The organism is Bacillus sp. JZ109, from assembly GCF_053903135.1.
Map to the genome: position 1 here is coordinate 4,032,254 of NZ_CP096388.1, position 18,706 is coordinate 4,050,959.

Consider the following 18,706-nt stretch of genomic DNA (forward strand, 5'->3'; position numbering starts at 1 on the left):
ATTCATTCCTCCTGGAGAATACGAGGATTCTCAGATTCATATATTCCCATCTTCGCCAGAAGAAATTTGATTTATACGGAAGCGTTATGAAATTTCTTGTTTGTTTTGAAAGATTGCCGGAACAGGAATGGATGCCCACTTCGGTGTATTGTGAACAATCCGGACAACAACAACAGTCATATCGTCCTCAATTTGGCCGGATCTTGTGCGGATGACTTCTTCCATAAGCAAATCGGCAATCTCCTGCGGGTCATTTGTTTTCAACCCTTTCATTTTACGTTTCATCCATAAGTCGTGATTTTCCACATGCTTAGGCCCCTCAAAAATGCCATCACTCATCATAATTAAGAGGTCACCCGCTTTCAGCTGTTCACTCACAACCTCCACATCAAATTCATTAATAATACCGATTGGCAGATTGCTCGCTTGAACTTTCATGACCTGGTCACCCCGTTTGATAAAGCTAGGCGTCGATCCAACCTTCAAAAATTTACAACTGGCATCTTGAAGATCGATAATAGATAGGTCAAGCGTGGAATATATTTCGTCAGTTGTCCTTAGAGACAGTATGCTGTTGATCGTTTTAATTGCTATTTTTTCATCAATGCCCGATTCAAGGATTTTTTCAAGAAGCTTGATCGTTTCATTGCTTTCAAAGTGCGCTCTTGCGCCATTGCCCATTCCGTCACTGATTGCTGCAGCATATTTTCTGGCTCCAAGCTCCATCATGCTGTAGCTGTCACCGGAGACAAGGCCGCCTCCCTTCGCAGCGTGAGCAGCTCCCGTGGACACCCTGTATGATTTTGTTGATCCAAAGGCGACATGGCTGTATCCATTCGGATGCGGAGAGTGCTGTTCGGCTTTCACAAGAATTTGTTCTTCCAGAATGTCAGAAAGCATAGGGGCAATGATTTTTTCACTTTCTCCATGTCCGCTGAACGGAATGGTCATTTCAATATCGATATTTCCTTGTTCAAGGCTATAGATCTCGACATGCTGAATCTCAATTCCGAAATGCTGAAGCGCCTCTATGATTTGCTCTTCCTGCAGAAAGTGCTGTTCTCGCTCTCTTTTTATTTCCCGAGAAAAGTCGGCCATGACTTCAGAAACGCCTAAAAGCTGTTCAGCAACAAGGCGCCTGCTGTCTTGGACTTTTTTCTTGAGTGTCAAATGGGCATGATGATGTGCGAGCTCATCCTCAATCAGCTCTTCAACCTGCTTTGATTTAGAACAATGCTGTTGAAACTCTTTTTTCAGCCTTCGGTTTGATGCATATTCTTTTTCCTCTGTTTCAAGCATAACTTGTTTCATTAAGTCATATGTTTTATCAAAGTTCTGTACCCAGCACCTGTTTTTCTTGTAGCACGTCTGACAGGAATGCTCCGTGATTTTGCTTAAGAACAGATCAACTTCGCTGTCATCTGTCTGTTCGTCTGACGCTTGGTAAAAGGTTGCAAAGCTTTCAGACAGCGCGTGAAATACATTGGAGAACTGGTCTACCTTCTGAGCAGTGACATCACGGATTTTTCTAGCGTATTGCTGTTGCTCTTGAAGATGCTCGACAGTTCCCGGAATATATCTCGCCACTTTCCTTGTAATAGATTGAGGTGTGAGCAAAAACAGGCCGACTGCGATTAATGACTCATAGAGCGTTGTCATCAGACCGGCAGAGCCTTCACCATATAAAGATATAAGAAGTGATCCAACGATCAAACCAATTGCTGCACCCGCTTTTTTCCCTTCCTTCAGCAAACCGCCCAATAAACCGGAAAAAGCAAGCAGACTCATTTGATATAGGTTTCCGATATTCGCCAAGCCAAGAATCAGGCCGGTCACAACACCAACCGTACAGCCGATGCTTGCTCCGCCAATAAAGGAAAAACTCAATACAACATAACGAGCCAATATATGTTCTGCCTGCATCCCTTGGTAGGACAAGCCGGCCAGCCCCGTTAAAACAGAGGCAATAAGAATCATAAAGCAAATGATTTCCTCTATTTTTAATGATTGTTTCACTTTTTTCACAGTAAAAATCGGAAGGCTCTGAAGGAAAATCAGTGTTAAGATAAACGATAGTCCAGCCTCAACGATAGCCATTACATAATCATAGGTTGTAAATACGCCATTTTGGGCATAAACAAACCCGGCTCTTGCTGCAGCCATCGAGAAGAACACGACAATCGGGAGCGCTTTAACACGATCGTCGGTAATGAAGGCAGCCACTTTAGAAAATACGAAGAATGCCAGCAATGCCGCCAGTATGAGCAATGAGTGCTTTGGAGATATGGTCAGCGCACCTGCAAGCACAGCCAAAACCGCATAAAACGCTTTGTCTCTTCTGATAAGAAGCATCGCTCCAAAGAAAGGAAGTGCGAAAGGAAGCACCTCGGATAATATGAAAGCCCGTCCAAGCAAAAATCCGATGACAACATAAATGAATCCTTTATAGAAAAACAGTGAATGCAAATGATGAGTCACCAGCTTCGTGCCCCTGTTAAAAAACGATTGGAGTTTTTCCAAAGCTTGTCCCGCCATTGGCCCGTTCACTCTTCTTTCTGCTTTTTCCATTCCTCTCATCTCCCACCTGTTATATTCGTTGCCTGTCATTATAGCGAAAGCACAGATAGGATTTTGTCAAAAGAAGGTAACAATACCAAAGAAATCTTCGACGGTTTCTGCCTTGATATTCGTTTATGAAAAGAATTTCCGGAATGTTGTCTAAAAATGAAAAAAATCGGCTTCTGCAAGAGAAACCGATTTTTTAGGATGACCCGTACGGGATTCGAACCCGTGTTACCGCCGTGAAAGGGCGGTGTCTTAACCGCTTGACCAACGGGCCAAACAAATATGGTAGCGGCGGAGGGGATCGAACCCCCGACCTCACGGGTATGAACCGTACGCTCTAGCCAGCTGAGCTACACCGCCATATTGTTTTGTGCTTCTAAGCACAAGTTATATAATACAAAGGTTTGTCTCTTTCGTCAACAGAAACTTTAATGTTGTAATTTTCTGACTCTTAAAGAGGATGAGGATAATAAAAAAGCATCCGTCGGGATGAACGGATGCTTCATTTATTTTATAGAAAGCAGCAAGTTATCCTCTTCTTGCTCCGCGCCCTCCACGTTTTGATTCCGTATTGCGTTTTAAAGATGACAAGCGATCTTCGCTGTCTTTTAAAAACTTATTCATTTTCTGTTCAAAAGATTCTTTCGGACGGAAATCATTTCTAGGTCTGGCTTGCGGACGGTCTTTAGCTTTTTTAATAGATAAACCAATTTTCCCGTCTTTTTCAACGTTGATGACTTTCACTTCAACTTGGTCGCCGACTTTTAAGTGGTCGTTAATGTCTTTGACATAATTATCAGCTACCTCACTAATGTGAACGAGACCGGTTGAGCCTCCAGGCAATTCAACAAATGCTCCAAAATTTGTAATACCTGTAATTTTCCCTTGCAACTTGCTGCCAACTTCAATCGACATAAAAAAAGTGCTCCTCCTTAGGCTTATAAAAAGATCGTTTGCTTAATTATACCTAAATAAAAATTTAAGTGTCAACAAGGCTACTTGCTCTTCTTCTCCACATTGAAGATAATTTCTCCGTCTCCAGACATGAATAAGTCCCTTCTGGCAAGCTCTGTGACGTAATCCTCATCCTTCAATTTGGATATTTCTTCTTTTAAATCCGTTTGTTTTGTCTTTAAACTTTTCAGTTCTTTTTCAAGCTGTTCTTTCTTTTCTTCTTTTGCACTAAGGGAAGATGTTTGAGACCAGACAGAGCTTGCCAGCACAATTGCCGTCAGGAATACTAGGGCGCCGAATACAGTTAACCGTCTGTACAGCCCTTTGCGTCTTCGTTTCTTCAGCTGATTTTGCCGTTCTACTTGTTCTTTATAGTCGTTTTGTATTTCAGTTATCGTTCGTTCCCTGGAAAAATTCAAACCAGACGGTCCTCCTTTCATTTCTTCAAAAACCGTGTAATGGTCGTTCTTATGGTTATCAATAGTTTCTTCTTCTTTTTGAGAAATCCTGCACCTTTTTCAAAATAACGTCTAAAAGTTAGACGCATTTTCACAGGAAGAAGTTTCAAACATTGTTTCGCGATAAAACGGATCGGAAAACACAGAACCATGACTATTTTATATAGACACAGCAGGAGAAAACCTATCAGGCTGTATGTTTTCTTGAATAAAAATGCCGCCAGCCAGATGATCGCTCCGCATGTCCACACAATAGGACGAAATAACACGTGCTGAATGAGTTTTTTGAAGAATTGATAAACAGAAACAACAAGGTAAATGAAGAATTTCAGTATTTTTATATAGATTCGTTTGCAAAGGCTCTGATACGTCGCAACGCCCAGCAGAACCGCTAAAAAGATGTAAATCCTGAATTCTCCCTCATTTACATGAAGCAAGACATAAAAGAAAAGCAGCCCTTGCACAATCCAGAAAAGAATATCATGAATAAATAATAGCCATCTGGCTGTTTTGGCACGAATGACAAAGAGCCGGTATGTATCAAGCGAAGCACCAAGCCAGAGACCCATACCGGACATCGCCAGCATTGTATAGAATTGTGTCGTCAGCGTCATTTAAACAACTTGCTAAAAAACCCTTTAGCTTTATCCCCTTGTTGTTCGTCTAAGTACACTAAATCAAATACCCTGCCTTTAATCGAAACAATCCCTTTTTCCACATCAAGATTTTTCATCTGCAGGTTTTGGCCTCTGACGGAGAGCATTCCCATTACCGTTTCCAGCAGGAATTCTTCGTTATCAAAACTCTCCACATGCTTAACCCCAGAAATATCTAAATGCTTCCGGCCTTTCATTGTCACATCATGTTGTTCCGGAACAGACGAAGAACCTTTTTGATCATAATATGAATTCATCTATTCAGCCCCCATATCCTCGATACTTTTAGCATTATTACTGCATTGTATGAGGTAGGGGATTTTTTTAGAACAAGCCTATTCGCCGAGTTTTTCTTCTTTTAGAATCGTGTACATGTTTGCAGCTTCTTCTTTTTTCGTCGTGTCTTTCAATTCATTAACTTGAACCGTTACAAGCTTTTGGCCGAAGCGGACCGTTAGTTCATCTCCCGGTTTTACGTCAGAGCTTGCTTTAGCTTGGTTTCCGTTAATAGAGATTCGTCCTTGGTCAGCTACTTCCTTCGCTAGTGTACGCCGTTTGATCAGCCGTGATACTTTCAAAAATTTATCTAATCTCATATCTATGATCTCCTCTCAGTTTCTTTTGCTTCATTCCACAGTTTGTCCATGTCCTCAAGGGACATATCAGCCAACTCGACTCCCTTTTCCTTCGCTGTTTCCTCAATGTACGAGAAGCGTCTCCGGAATTTGTCATTAGTCATGGTCAGCGCTTCCTCTGGCTCTATTTTGTAGAAGCGGGCTACATTCACCAGCGCGAACAAAATGTCGCCAAACTCAGCTTTAAGATTGTGGTCGTGAGGAGCTTCAGAAACCTCAGAAGAAAATTCCTTCATTTCCTCACTTACCTTTTCCCAAATATCGCTGACGTCTTCCCAGTCAAAACCGACCTTCGCTGCTTTTTTCTGCAATTTAGCAGCTTTCGAAAGAGCTGGAAGGGTTTTCGGTACGCTGTCTAGTAACGATGATTCAGATGTATTTTTTTCGGCCTTTTTTATATCTTCCCAATTGGCCAAAACATCGTTTTCATCCTGAACCTTAACATCTTTAAACACATGGGGATGTCTTCGGACCATTTTTTCACTGATTCCTTTTATGACATCATCAATTGTGAAATAACCTTCATCTTCACCAATTTGCGCGTGAAGCAAGACCTGAAGCAAAACGTCGCCAAGCTCTTCGATCATATGGTCTGTGTCTTCTTCGTCAATAGCTTCGAGAAGCTCATAACATTCTTCAATCATGTACTGTTTTAATGACTGATGCGTCTGCTTTTTATCCCACGGACATCCATTAGGTCCGCGAAGCTCTCTGATGATGCTTCGGAACGTGGAGAATTCGTGATAAAGCAGCTTCTCTTCTTTAATCGGCGGAATATACACACTTGTTAAGTTGTTCAAGGCGACATTGCGGTCCAGCTCAAATAATGGCACTGTCTTGATCTCCTCGCCACGGCTGCCTGCTGCAGTCACAATGACGACCTCATAATCATCAGGCAGCTTCTCCATCAATGTCAGCTTGACTTCAGAAGCCGTCATTTGGTCGTAAACCTGACATATGATCAGATGATGTCTGAGCTCAAGCTCATCCGCAGACAATGTGCCGGCATCCACAAATTGAAAACCTTCAATCGGGTCAATTTGCAAGGCATTGAATGTGGCATCAAGGAAACTTTGTCCACCCGCGGCTTTCACTTGAACGTTTTCCTTTTCCTGCCGCTCCGTCAGCAGCTGAACTGTTTTTTCTGCGACAAAAGGGTGCCCCGGCACAGCATAAACCACGTCCTCACGCCGCGCCGCCTCAAAGAGGATATCAGCAATTTCTTCATATACCGCCTCGAACTGATCATGTTTCTCATATATATCATCAAAGAAACGGATGTTCTTCGTTTCTTTTTCAAGCTCCTCAATTAAAGGATGATCCTTGGTTCTGACATACAGCGTATCTGCCTTCGTCAGCAGCTTGTGTATACCAATTGTCAACTGGTCCATGTCTCCGGCACCAAGTCCCACGACTGTAATTTTACCCGCCATTTTGTTCTCTCCTTCTCATGAATTTGCTTAACTTGCTGCCGAATGGCACACTGTTCAGCTCTTCATCTGTAAATATTCCCAATCTCATCATACAATAAATAAACACCGCGCCACCAATTGCAACAGCAGAAAGACTCTCAATCACAGCAACTCCTCTTCCTGTTGCAGGAAACAAGAAAGTCCATAGACGCGTATACGCAAGCAAAACAGCTGACATCAAAAGAGCAGATCCAATAATCGGAAGCAAAACGCCGCTAAGCTTATCGAGCCATTCCTTTTGCCGAAGCTGATACAAGTTAAGGCCGGCGACAGCCGCAAAGGAAGCCGCTGTCGCAAGCGATGCGCCTTCAATCCCATAGCGCGGAACCAAAAGTGTGTTTAACACCCATTTCACTGCAACACCCGCGCCCACCGCTATCGCAGGAAAAACTGTGTATCCCGCTCCCTGTAAGACTGCCGCTGCCGTTACCGCCAAGGATGCAAATAAAATGGAGCAGCTAAATACTTGTAACGCACCTGTCCCTTCTCCATTTTGAAACAGCATGATATTTACCGGCTTTAGAATGCAAATCAACCCAGCCGATGCGCCTGTACCGAGCACAAGGCATAGTTTCAAAGATGACGTGATTTTTTCTTTCATGATCTTCAGCTCTTTGTTTTTTACAGCCATAGAAATATACGGAACGAGTGACGTCGCAATGCTTACAGCAAAAACTGAGCCGAGCTGCAGCAAGGGTTGCCCCCGATCATAGATCCCCTTTAGGCGTTTTGCTTCTTCGCTTGCCTCACCACCCGAAAGCAATGCATATAAATTCAAAGCATCAACAAGCTGGATAAACAAAAGCAGCAAACTGCTTACACAAATTGTAACCGAATATAAAAGCAGTTTTTTCGTCAATTCTTTTGTTGTGATGACATTTTCGTTTTGCCTATCCGTTTGGTTGTCTCTATTCGTTTTAAACCAAAAAAACCCCAGTATCATCAATGCAACCAAACTTCCGGCAAGAGAGCCTGAAGCGGCTGCCGCTCCCGCAGTATAAAGCGAGGCTCCCTTTTTCACGAGCCAAAATGATAAACCCAAGAGCACCGCAACACGCAGAAACTGCTCTGTCATCTGTGATAAGGCTGAAGGGAGCATTTCGTGCCGCCCCTGAAAACCGCCTCTAAGCAATGCGACAAATGGGAACAGCAGAAACGCGTACGCGGCCACTTGAATTAACACGGCTAGATGCGAATCCCCCATAAAGAGTGCAATAGGAACAGCACCCAGATATAAACAAAGAAATAATAAAATACCGATTAAAGACAAAAATAACGCTGATATTTTTAATATGGTGTGATGATTTTTTTCACTATAATCATTCATCAGCTTTGAAATAATGACTGGAAATCCTGATGTGGACAGCATGACCGCAATACCAAGAAAGGGGTATACCTGCTGATATATATAAAATCCAACATCGCCGACAATGTTTTGAAACGGGACTCTGTAAACAGCGCTTAAAATTTTTGTGATGACGCCTGCCAGAATTAAAACAAAAGCCCCCTGCCAAATCCAATGCCGTTTAACGCCTATTGAATCGTCCATCCAAAAGCTCCTTCCCAACGTCAGGGGCAATACGGTTCACGTATTACCGCGGCACAAATAAAAACGAGGTTATTATACCACATCCCAACCCTTGGATTCCTTTTTCGGCACGCATGAAAAAGAACAGCGTCCCAAGGAGAGCTGTTCTTTACATACCTATTTTCGAAGAAAGGAATAAGACCTACTGTTCCATTTGACGAGCCAAAAATCCAGCTGCTGTTTCAACGGCTTTATGCTCTACTTCGCCCATTGTCTGATCTTTTGAAAAGATTACCACAGCACCTATCGGATCACCGTTCGCCACAATTGGGCCGACAGTATAAGAATTCATGTCCTCATCAATTCCATTCACAAGCTGTACTGATTTCGCATCACTCTCAAGCACGGAGCTGCGCTGATCCATTGTTCTTTCCAGCATTTCGCTGATTGACTTGTTTAAGTAATCTTTTTTGGAGCTGCCGGACACGGCAATATATACATCACGATCACAAATCAGCACTGAATGGCCGAGGCTGTCGTAAAGCGCGTCTGCATACTCCTTTGCAAAGTCTCCAAGCTCACTGATCGGAGAATACTTTTTCAAAATCACTTCTCCGTCACGATCTACAAAAATCTCAAGCGGATCGCCTTCCCTGATTCTCAGAGTTCTTCGAATTTCTTTAGGAATCACGACCCGACCTAAGTCATCAATACGACGTACGATACCGGTTGCTTTCATCTCTGGTGCCTCTCTTTCATTTGATGGTATATACATGTGGGAAAGACCTAAAGCAGTTACTTTATGTACCTTCCGCCTCGCTTGAAATTAGTATCCGTCACATCAAATGTAATATACACCAGAGAGTAACAAAATTTACGTTGATGAAATGGTTTGCTTTTTCACATCTTTTAAGCCCTTCAGCATGCCCAGCACGGTGTCGAGCCATTCATCAGCACTACGGCCTTTCGTCTGTATGGAGATTTTGAGTTTTTTCCCTTCCATTCCCAGTCCGATTTGTCTGCCATATTGATTGCCAAGCTCAAACAGCTTCTGCCCGTCAATTTCAGCACTTGCTTCTTCAGAAATCGTCAATCTGACAGCATCTTTATCCTGCTTAATCAGCTCGACACGTTCCTGTCTCGCATAGACTTTCATTTCTGCAACAGTAAACAAGTATTCGACTTCTTTTGGATAGTTTCCAAAGCGGTCGATCATTTCATCTTGAAGCTCATTCTTCTCTTCGATTGTCGCCACAGACCTGAAGCGTTTATACATATCAATTTTCTGTTTGCCGTCTTGAATATAAGTTTCCGGAATATACGCATCAAGCTCGACATCAATTTCTGTTTCAAACTGCTCTGTCTTCGCTGTGTCTCCTTTACGCTCCTCAATGGCCTCCTTCAGCATTTGTGAATAGAGGTCAAATCCGACCGAATCGATGAAGCCATGCTGCTGGGCACCAAGAAGATTCCCGGCTCCGCGAATCGTTAAGTCACGCATTGCGATTTTAAAACCGGAACCTAGCTCTGTGAATTCTTTAATAGCCTGCAGCCTTTTTTCAGCCACTTCTGTCAGCACTTTATCCCGGCGATATGTGAAGTACGCATACGCCACACGGTTAGACCGGCCGACACGCCCCCGCAGCTGGTAAAGCTGAGAAAGCCCCATCTTGTCAGCGTCAAATACGATCAGCGTATTGACGTTCGGGATGTCCACGCCAGTTTCGATAATGGTTGTGCTGACCAGAACGTCTGATTCTCCTTCAAGGAAACTTAGCATAACGGTTTCTAATTCATTTTCTGTCATTTTCCCATGCGCATATGCTACCTTCGCGTCAGGGACTAGCATTGAAATTTCATCCGCTTTCCGCTCAATGTCCTCTACCCGGTTGTACAAGAAATAGACCTGGCCTCCGCGTGCAAGCTCTCGTTCAATCGCCTCTCTGACAAGAGCGCCGTTATATTCCACAACATACGTCTGTACAGGGAAGCGATTTTCCGGCGGAGTCTCGATGACTGAAAGGTCCCTTACGCCAAGCATAGACATATGCAGCGTACGCGGAATCGGCGTTGCTGTTAACGTTAATACATCAACATTGGCTTTTATTTGCTTGATCTTTTCTTTATGGGTTACACCGAAACGCTGCTCTTCATCAATGATGAGGAGCCCTAAATCTTTATACACGACATCCTTTGATAGCAGCCGATGCGTCCCGATGACGATATCAACTGTTCCGTTTTTCAGCCCTTTAATTGTTTCGTTTGCTTCTTTTCTCGTTCTGAACCTGCTGAGAAGTCCGATATTAATCGGATAGTCCTGGAAGCGCTCTTTTATGGTTTCATAGTGCTGCTGCGCCAAAATTGTTGTCGGAACGAGCAGAGCTACCTGCTTTCCGTCACCGATCGCCTTAAACGCTGCACGTATGGCAACCTCTGTTTTACCGTAGCCAACATCTCCGCATAGCAAGCGGTCCATCGGACGTTCTCTTTCCATGTCTTTTTTGATTTCGTGAATCGAACGGAGCTGATCATCAGTCTCTTGATAAGGGAAAGCCGATTCGAATTCACGCTGCATCTCATGGTCAGGAGAAAACGCATAGCCCTTGCTCGCTTCTCTTTCGGCATACAGCTTAATTAAGTCGTCAGCAATATCTTGAACGGATGTCTCTACTTTTTTCTTGACCCGCTTCCATTCACTTCCGCCTAATTTATACAGCTTTGGCTCTTTTCCTTCGGAGCCGACATATTTTTGGACCTGATCAATTTGTTCTACAGGAACGTAAAGCTTGTCACTGCCCTGATAATGTATATTTAAATAGTCTTTATGAATGCCGTTGATTTCAAGAGTTTCAATCCCCAGGTATTTTCCGATCCCGTGATTAATATGAACGACATAATCTCCAATTTGAAGCTCAGAATAGCTCTTAATACGCTCTGCATTGGTAAGCTTCTGTTTTCGCGGCTTCTTTTTCACACGGTTTTTGAACAGTTCTTCTTCCGTAATAACGGCAAGCTTCATTAACGGCAGCTCAAATCCCGATTGGAGCTCGCCTTCCATGATATAGACCTGTCCCTGAGCAAGCACTTTTTTGCTGTCTGTCACGGCGGCCTCGATATCATAATCAGCCAAAACAGATGACAATTTCTGTGTACGTTCCTTGTTTGCTCCTAAGAACACAACAGTGAAATTTGATTTTTTAAAACGCTCCATTTCGCCCGCAAGCACGTTCATTTGGCCATGGAAACTCTGCATTTGTCGGCCTGACACATTGACAATATTTTGCGGGCTCGTATGGTGTACATGCCGCAAAAATAAAGAGTAGTACAGCAGAGGTCGTTTTTGCTCAGCCACTATTTTCTGGAAGCTGAATGACAAACGAATGTCATGCAAAATCTTCCCTTCCTCAAGAAGATTTGTGATAAACTCCGCTTCTTCTTTTTGAAGCTGTTCTTCCATCTCATGAATCCGACTGACTTCATCCAAAATCAGAAGTGTATTATCAGGTGTATAATCTAGTAAACTAGCAGGCTTTTCATAGAAATATGAGAGATACTTCACGAGCTCCTGATCTGTCTGGTCTTCAGACAAGCGTTCTTTATCGTGAGAAATATTCGCATGAAGTATTTCTTTTTGTTTGTCAGCCTTTAATTTTTTCAAGCTCGCGGCAAGACCACTATCGATTTTCTCCATCGCCCGCGCTTTTTCTTCCGGTCTGATAATTAATTCCTTCGCGGGACCGATATTGATCGAGGTAAGGGTCTCAATTGACCGCTGATCATCTGAATTAAAGCTGCGGATTGAATCCACCTCGGTGTCAAAAAGTTCAATTCTCACCGGATCCTCTGAAGTCAACGGATAAATGTCAATGATTCCCCCGCGGATACTGAATTCCCCGGGCGCAGAAACCATATCAGACCGCTCATACCCTACCTCTATCAGCCGTGAGGCAAGCTGGTCAGGTTCAATATCATGGCCTACTTGAATGAGCATCTGGCTGCTTTTCCACACCTCAACAGGCGGCAGCATTCTTCTGATTGCCGCTACCGGAGCAACGACAATTGGCGCTTCTCCATTCGTTAGTCTATTAATGACATCTAATCGCTGCGCCCGCAATTCAGGGCTTGCAACTGCGATTTCTGATGAAATGAGTTCATTGACGGGGTACAAAAGGACAGACCGATCCTCTAGAAGTGAAGTCAGATCATCTGTTACTTTCTGGGCTTGATATAAGTTATGGGTGATGAGAAAGATAGGCTTATTCGTTTCATTAGCCAGAGCAGAAGTAAAAACAGAACGCGCGGAACCCGACAGACCCGCGAGCAGCTGTTCCTTCAGGCCCTCGTGTAAACCGTTGATGATGGATTTAAAGTCATCGCTTTCTTTTATAAAGGTTTGAATGTTGTCCATATGGCCCCTCCTCTCTGTTTCCTGCGAGAACAGAAAAACGCTTTGGTCTAGTGTCTACACCAAAGCTTTTTATTGAATAAATGTGTGATATTCGTGGTAATGCGGATTTCGGTCAAGCGCCTCTTGGCAATCTTCACATATCGTCAAAACATGGACATCTCCATTTTCTTTATAAGAAATCATATCGTTTCTTTCCTCATTTGTTAAGTGCTGAAATCCAAGTGAGTCTGTCGATACCATTGAAGATTCGAGACTGCCTACTTTCACTCCGCAATGACGACAATAATAATGCAAAGCCATACAAGGGACCTCCTGATGAAATAGTCATTTTGGTGTAGTATGGACTTTGTTGTTACATTTTATACCTTTGCGTTAAATTCGTTCATGACTTCTAAAAACGGTTTACTCAAAGAAGCCTCACAAGCCTTCACAGATTTATCAACCGCTTCTTCGATCTCAGGTGCCTCCTCCTTGGTAAAGGAGCCTAACACATAATCAACGACCTTCATGCCGTTTACAGGCCGGCCGATTCCGATGCGGATACGGTCAAACTCGGATGTTCCAAGATGCTGGATCAGTGATTTGATGCCATTGTGCCCTCCGGCGCTTCCTTTCGTTCTTAAACGGATCTTGCCAGTCGGAAGGTCAAGGTCGTCGTAAATGACTGTCAAATCTTCGTTATCGACATCATAGTAGTCCATTAAAGGCCGCAAACATTCTCCTGATAAATTCATATATGTAAGCGGTTTAACAAGTAGAACCTTTTTGCCGGAAACAAATCCGGTTCCGTATAATCCGTTAAATTTATTTTGATTCAGCTCTATATTCCATTCCTTTGCAAGCTGATCTATCACCATAAATCCGACATTATGCCGTGTATTTTCATAGTTCTTCCCCGGGTTTCCGAGACCGGCAATCACAAGCATGGCGAATCCTCCCTTAGTCACATAACTCCCGTCTTCATAAACGGGCTATAATTCTTCTCATTCTAGCACAAAAGACGTAACCGCGGGAGGGTTACGCCTTAAGCTATTATTGTTCGTTTTCACCTTCAGGCTGAGCATCGGCAGATTCCTCTTCATCGACCTCAGCTGCTTCCTGCTGCTGCGGAGGAAGGATTGAAGCCACAACCTCATCTGATTCATGATTAAAGGAGTAGTCACCGCCAGCAGGCAAATCCGCAATCGTCAGTACTTCATTTACATCGAGGCTTGAAATATCAGCCTCAATCGTTTGTGGAATGGCTTTTGGCTTGGCCTTTACAGTAAGTGCATATAACGGCTGCTGCAGTACGCCTCCGTTTTTCACTCCAATGGCTTCTCCGGTCAGATGAATCGGAACTTCCACTTCAATGTCCTCACTCATATTAACTACTTGAAAATCAGCATGAGTGATTTCATTTTTCAGCGGGTCCGTCTGCAGGTCTGTTACCATGACTGAGTGTTTTTCTCCGCTGACCTCAAGCGTAATGACTGCATTTTTGCCTTCGTCCCTCAGCGTTTTGATGAGCTCCACACTGTCTAATGACACAGGTTTGTTACCCGTATCCTTCCCATATATGATACCTGGAACATGTCCTGAAGTACGGATATTCCGAAGAGACGAACGAGTAAAGTCCGTTCTTTCTTTTGCCGTTAAAGTTGCCATATTCAGCACCATCCTATTGTCGTTTTAGTTGTCCTATTACAAACAATACCCATAACGATAAGGATTTAAACCTCGAAAAATGGTTTAGCTGAACAGATAGCTGACTGATTGCTGCTCATGAACGCGAATAATCGCTTCGGCCAGAAGCGGTCCGACTGAAAGCTGCTTAAAGCGTTCAATTTTCTTTTCTTCAGGAAGCTTAATGCTGTTTGTCACAACAAGCTCTTTAATTGTTGAATTATTAATCCGTTCTACCGCAGGGCCTGATAGTACAGGGTGTGTACAGCATGCATATACTTCTTTCGCTCCGTTTTCAACGAGCGCATTAGCAGCAAGTGTAATCGTACCTGCAGTATCAATAATGTCATCGATGAGGATAGCAGTCTTCCCTTCGATGTTACCTACAATATTCATGACTTCCGCCACGTTTGGACGCGGACGGCGTTTATCGATAATCGCAATTGGCGCTTTTAGTCGGTCAGCCAGTTTGCGGGCACGTGTCACACCGCCATGGTCTGGTGAAACAATGACGATATCTTCAAGATTTTTGCCTTCAAAATATTCTCCTAAAATCGGAACACCCATTAAGTGGTCAATCGGTATATCAAAGAATCCTTGAATTTGCGGCGCATGCAGGTCAAGTGCAATCACACGAGTCGCACCGGCTGTTTCAAGCAGGTTAGCGAAAAGTTTAGCTGTGATTGGCTCACGGGATCTTGCTTTTCTGTCTTGACGCGCATAACCGTAATAAGGAATAACAATGTTAATCGTTTTTGCAGAAGCGCGTTTTAACGCATCTACCATAATCAGCAGTTCCATAATATGCTCGTTAACGGGGTCACTTGTAGACTGGATGATGTAACAATCACATCCGCGAATACTTTCTTCGATATTAATTTGGACTTCCCCGTCACTAAATCTTGTGACAGAACATTTCCCTAATTGAACTCCAACTATATCTGCGATTTCTTTTGCAAGCTCTGGATTCGAATTCAAAGAAAAAATCTTTAAATTCTTATCTCCGTATTGATTAGACATGGATAAACCTCCGAATTTAGGATTATTTTTTATGAATATTTTTCACATAATCGTCTTTATTTACTTGTCTCGCTCTGGCAATAGCAAGTGCTTTTCCAGGTACATCTTCCGTAACAGTTGAACCTGCCGCCACATAAGCGCCTTCTCCGACTGTGACAGGGGCAACCAAGTTGGAATTGCAGCCGATAAACGCGCCATCTTCAATTTTTGTCAAATACTTATTCTTTCCATCATAATTGACAGTAATTGAACCGCAGCCCAGGTTTACATCAGTGCCTACCTCAGCATCGCCGACATAGCTTAGATGAGATGCCTTGCTTCGGTCTCCGAATTGAGTCTTTTTAATTTCTACAAAATTCCCGATCTTCACTTCATTCCCGATGACAGAATCAGGTCTGATGTGAGCAAAAGGTCCTATGTTTACATCATTCCCCACTTTACTGTGATTGACTACCGATTGTTTAATAACCGTACGGCTGCCAATGGCACTATTCATAATCTCCGTATGAGGGCCAATAATCGTATCTTCTCCGATTTGCGCCTCACCTTTAATCACAGTTCCAGGGTAAATCACAGTATCGCTTCCGATAACAGCGTCAGGAGAAATATACGTATTCATCGGGTCGATCAACGTCACGCCATTTTGCATATGCCGTTTATTAATGCGCTCTTTCATAAATTGTTCTGCCTGAGAAAGAGCAACTCTATCATTAACTCCGAGCGTTTCTTGGAAATTACCAGTCTGGTAAGCGGCAACAGTTTCGCCTTCATTTTTAAGAATCTCTATGACATCCGGCAAATAATACTCGCCTTGGGCATTATCATTAGACACCTGATCAATAGCCCGAAATAGCGCTTCATTGTCAAAACAATACGTACCGGTGTTGATCTCAGTTACAAGACGTTCTTCTTCAGAGGCGTCCTTATGCTCAACGATTTTTTGAACCGCTCCGTTTTCGCTGCGAATAATGCGGCCGTATCCGGTTGGATCTTCTGCAACCGCAGTTAAAATCGTAGCTTTCGCTTCTCTTTTTGTATGTTCTTTCAGCATCTGTTCCATCGTCTCTGCTGTCAAAAGCGGCGTATCTCCGCAAATGACAATTGTGACGCCTTTTTCGTCAGCAAGAAATGGCTGTGCCTGTTTTACAGCATGAGCAGTGCCAAGCTGTTCTGCTTGAAGCGCGTACTCGCTTTTATCACCAAGCTGCTTTTTCACTTCTTCCGCACCATGTCCGACAATCGTGACAAGCTTTGATAAAGATAATTTTAAGGCTTCGTCCACGACGTGCTCTACCATAGGCTTACCGCAAACTGGATGAAGGACTTTATAAAGCTTCGATTTCATTCTCGTTCCTTGTCCAGCCGCTAAAACAACTGCAAACCGCTTATCCATTTATTGGCCTCCAATATCCCTTTTATCCATAGAAAAATATATCCTAAATATCTTCTGATTTCAAGGAGACTTCATGAAGTGCAAGAATTTTCTATTGAGTGCAACTAAGTTTGAAAAATCAGAATTAAAAAAGGACCGCCGGCAAAAGGCTTATGTCAGCCCTTTCAGCAGTCCTTGCTTTTTGGTTATTTTTTAAGAAGCTCCAGCTTCTTCGAATTCTAATGCTTCAGTGTCACCCAGACGATGATACTCATTTAACACGGCATCTTGAATCTTTCCTCGCGTGCTTGAATTAATAGGATGAGCAATATCGCGGAACTCTCCATCAGGGGTGCGTTTACTCGGCATCGCAACGAAAAGACCATTGTTTCCATCAATCACACGAATATCATGTACAACAAATTCGTGATCCAGCGTGATGGATGCAATCGCTCTCATGCGACCATCGGTATTCACGCGGCGTAATCTTACGTCAGTAACTTCCACAGTAGTTCACCACCTTTTCCCTATATAAAAGCATTAGTGTATCAATTCCACGATTTTTTCTGAAATCCTGCTCGTTTTTAAAATATTTTTTGAAAAAATAGGATATAGTTACACAATTAGGTCATAAAGCTTTCGTTTCGGGCATAAGGTAAATAAAAAAGTGATCCCGGGCTCTCCCAGAATCACTTTTCTTATTATTTCACCAGTGCAATAACTTCAATCTCGACTAACGCATCCTTCGGGAGTCTCGCGACTTCAACACAAGATCTCGCCGGTTTGTGAGTGTCAAAGTATTGTCCGTACACTTCGTTTACTTCCGCAAACTGTTCCATATCCGCGATAAATACAGTTGCTTTTACAACTGTTTCAAAAGAAGCACCCGCTTCTTCCAGAACCGCCTTTAAATTGCTGAATACTTGATGAGTCTGCTCCTTAATATCGCCGTTCACCATTTCGCCTGAAGGAGTCAAAGGGATTTGACCTGAGCTGTAAAACATATTGTTGACGATAATCCCTTGTGAATAAGGCCCGATTGCCGCTGGGGCATGTTTTGTGTGGACTGCTTTTGTCATGATTCTGTCTCTCCATTCTTTAAAAGATTGTCTTTAAAAAAACGCAGAAAATTGCCATTCTGAATTTCAATGGACTTCTCTTTCATGTTGATGGTTGAAAGAGTAAGAAGTGACATATATTCGTCAACAAGACGTTCATCTACTCCTTCGGCTTCAACTAAGACGCCGATTCCCGCCACATTTGCGTTAAACTCATCCAACAGGTTAATCATACCATTAATGGTGCCGCCTGCTTTCATAAAGTCATCAATAATGAGTACGTTTGAACCCGTTTTCATGCTTCTTTTCGCAAGTGACATTGTTTGAATGCGGTTTGAGGAGCCTGAAACGTAATTAATGCTGACTGTGGAGCCCTCTGTTACCTTATTGTCTTTACGAACGATCACAACAGGCACATTCAAATAGCTTGCAGCTGCATACGCAAGAGGGATGCCTTTCGTGGCAACGGTCATGACAACATCAATTTCGCGTTCTGCAAACACGGAAGCAAACAGCTTCCCTACCTTGGAGAGTACAGATGGCTTTCCTAAGATATCCGTTAAATATACATAACCGCCCGGAAGGATACGCTCAGGATTTGCCAGCGACTGTCCAAGTGTCTGCACAAACTCTTCAGCTTCAGCCTGCTTCATTTTCGGAATATATTTAACGCCTCCGGCAGCTCCGGGAACAGTAAGCAAAGTACCAATCCCCTGCTGTTCAAAGGTTTGTTTAATAATTGTTAAATCTTCACTGATCGATGATTTTGCAGATTCATACCGCTCAGAGAAAAAGGTTAGCGGTATTAACTCGTGCGGATGGGTTAACAAATAATTTGTTAAGTCCACCAATCTGCCGCTGCGACGAAACTTCATGAACTTACCCCCAAAATCCGAATATTTTAAGATCAATATA

The 18,706-nt window shown here is 43.2% G+C and carries 18 protein-coding genes and 2 tRNA genes; all 20 read right to left on the reverse strand.

What is annotated here, in order from left to right; genetic code table 11:
• Positions 1-84: 84 nt before the first annotated feature.
• Complete coding sequence (gene spoIIE / locus M1D94_RS21275; protein ID WP_424934841.1) at positions 85-2,568, reverse strand: stage II sporulation protein E; 2,484 nt, start codon at positions 2,566-2,568, stop codon at positions 85-87.
• Positions 2,569-2,767: 199 nt separating this feature from the next.
• Positions 2,768-2,839 (reverse strand) — tRNA-Glu (locus tag M1D94_RS21280).
• Between the two features lie 9 nt (positions 2,840-2,848).
• Positions 2,849-2,925: transfer RNA gene (locus tag M1D94_RS21285), tRNA-Met, on the reverse strand.
• 168 nt (positions 2,926-3,093) lie between these two features.
• The gene (locus M1D94_RS21290) at positions 3,094-3,480 is read right to left on the reverse strand and encodes a S1 domain-containing RNA-binding protein (RefSeq protein WP_003218379.1); all 387 of its coding nucleotides are present in this window, start codon (positions 3,478-3,480) and stop codon (positions 3,094-3,096) included.
• 80 nt (positions 3,481-3,560) lie between these two features.
• Complete coding sequence (divIC, locus tag M1D94_RS21295; protein WP_003243211.1) at positions 3,561-3,938, reverse strand: cell division protein DivIC; 378 nt, start codon at positions 3,936-3,938, stop codon at positions 3,561-3,563.
• A gap of 17 nt (positions 3,939-3,955) precedes the next feature.
• Positions 3,956-4,591: a spore cortex biosynthesis protein YabQ gene (yabQ, locus tag M1D94_RS21300; protein WP_021479720.1), complete on the reverse strand. Its 636-nt coding sequence runs from the start codon at positions 4,589-4,591 to the stop codon at positions 3,956-3,958.
• Positions 4,588-4,890 (reverse strand): sporulation protein YabP, encoded by a 303-nt coding sequence (gene yabP, locus M1D94_RS21305; protein WP_003226714.1) that lies wholly within the window; start codon positions 4,888-4,890, stop codon positions 4,588-4,590. The genes yabQ and yabP overlap by 4 nt, the downstream gene beginning before the upstream one ends.
• A gap of 78 nt (positions 4,891-4,968) precedes the next feature.
• Positions 4,969-5,229 (reverse strand): RNA-binding S4 domain-containing protein, encoded by a 261-nt coding sequence (locus M1D94_RS21310; protein WP_003226716.1) that lies wholly within the window; start codon positions 5,227-5,229, stop codon positions 4,969-4,971.
• A gap of 2 nt (positions 5,230-5,231) precedes the next feature.
• Positions 5,232-6,701, reverse strand: coding sequence for a bifunctional methyltransferase/pyrophosphohydrolase YabN (gene yabN / locus M1D94_RS21315; RefSeq protein ID WP_076458809.1), 1,470 nt, complete (start codon positions 6,699-6,701; stop codon positions 5,232-5,234).
• A complete protein-coding gene (locus M1D94_RS21320; RefSeq protein ID WP_249851306.1) occupies positions 6,691-8,289 on the reverse strand; it encodes a putative polysaccharide biosynthesis protein in 1,599 nt (532 codons plus the stop codon). Before M1D94_RS21320 ends, yabN begins: the two co-directional genes overlap by 11 nt.
• 181 nt (positions 8,290-8,470) lie before the next feature.
• Entirely contained in the window at positions 8,471-9,007 is a 537-nt protein-coding gene (gene spoVT / locus M1D94_RS21325) for a stage V sporulation protein T (RefSeq protein ID WP_003218365.1), read from the reverse strand.
• A 135-nt stretch (positions 9,008-9,142) separates the two neighbouring features.
• On the reverse strand, positions 9,143-12,676 hold the full coding sequence (mfd, locus tag M1D94_RS21330; protein ID WP_424934840.1) for a transcription-repair coupling factor: 3,534 nt from the start codon (positions 12,674-12,676) through the stop codon (positions 9,143-9,145).
• 69 nt (positions 12,677-12,745) lie between these two features.
• A complete protein-coding gene (fin, locus tag M1D94_RS21335; RefSeq protein WP_003243417.1) occupies positions 12,746-12,976 on the reverse strand; it encodes an anti-sigma-F factor Fin in 231 nt (76 codons plus the stop codon).
• A gap of 59 nt (positions 12,977-13,035) precedes the next feature.
• Positions 13,036-13,602 carry an aminoacyl-tRNA hydrolase gene (gene pth / locus M1D94_RS21340; RefSeq protein WP_003226727.1) on the reverse strand — a complete coding sequence of 189 codons (567 nt, stop codon included), beginning with the start codon at positions 13,600-13,602 and terminating at the stop codon, positions 13,036-13,038.
• Between the two features lie 106 nt (positions 13,603-13,708).
• Positions 13,709-14,323 carry a 50S ribosomal protein L25/general stress protein Ctc gene (locus tag M1D94_RS21345; protein WP_003243443.1) on the reverse strand — a complete coding sequence of 205 codons (615 nt, stop codon included), beginning with the start codon at positions 14,321-14,323 and terminating at the stop codon, positions 13,709-13,711.
• Between the two features lie 84 nt (positions 14,324-14,407).
• Positions 14,408-15,361, reverse strand: a complete 954-nt coding sequence (locus tag M1D94_RS21350; RefSeq protein WP_003218353.1) for a ribose-phosphate diphosphokinase — start codon at positions 15,359-15,361, stop codon at positions 14,408-14,410.
• A gap of 22 nt (positions 15,362-15,383) precedes the next feature.
• Positions 15,384-16,754, reverse strand: a complete 1,371-nt coding sequence (glmU, locus tag M1D94_RS21355) for a bifunctional UDP-N-acetylglucosamine diphosphorylase/glucosamine-1-phosphate N-acetyltransferase GlmU (RefSeq protein WP_456270372.1) — start codon at positions 16,752-16,754, stop codon at positions 15,384-15,386.
• 192 nt (positions 16,755-16,946) lie between these two features.
• Positions 16,947-17,240 (reverse strand): septation regulator SpoVG, encoded by a 294-nt coding sequence (gene spoVG / locus M1D94_RS21360; protein ID WP_003218346.1) that lies wholly within the window; start codon positions 17,238-17,240, stop codon positions 16,947-16,949.
• A 194-nt stretch (positions 17,241-17,434) separates the two neighbouring features.
• Entirely contained in the window at positions 17,435-17,812 is a 378-nt protein-coding gene (gene ridA / locus M1D94_RS21365; protein WP_003226738.1) for a 2-iminobutanoate/2-iminopropanoate deaminase, read from the reverse strand.
• Positions 17,809-18,666, reverse strand: a complete 858-nt coding sequence (gene purR / locus M1D94_RS21370; protein ID WP_003218342.1) for a pur operon repressor — start codon at positions 18,664-18,666, stop codon at positions 17,809-17,811. Before purR ends, ridA begins: the two co-directional genes overlap by 4 nt.
• Positions 18,667-18,706: the final 40 nt, after the last annotated feature.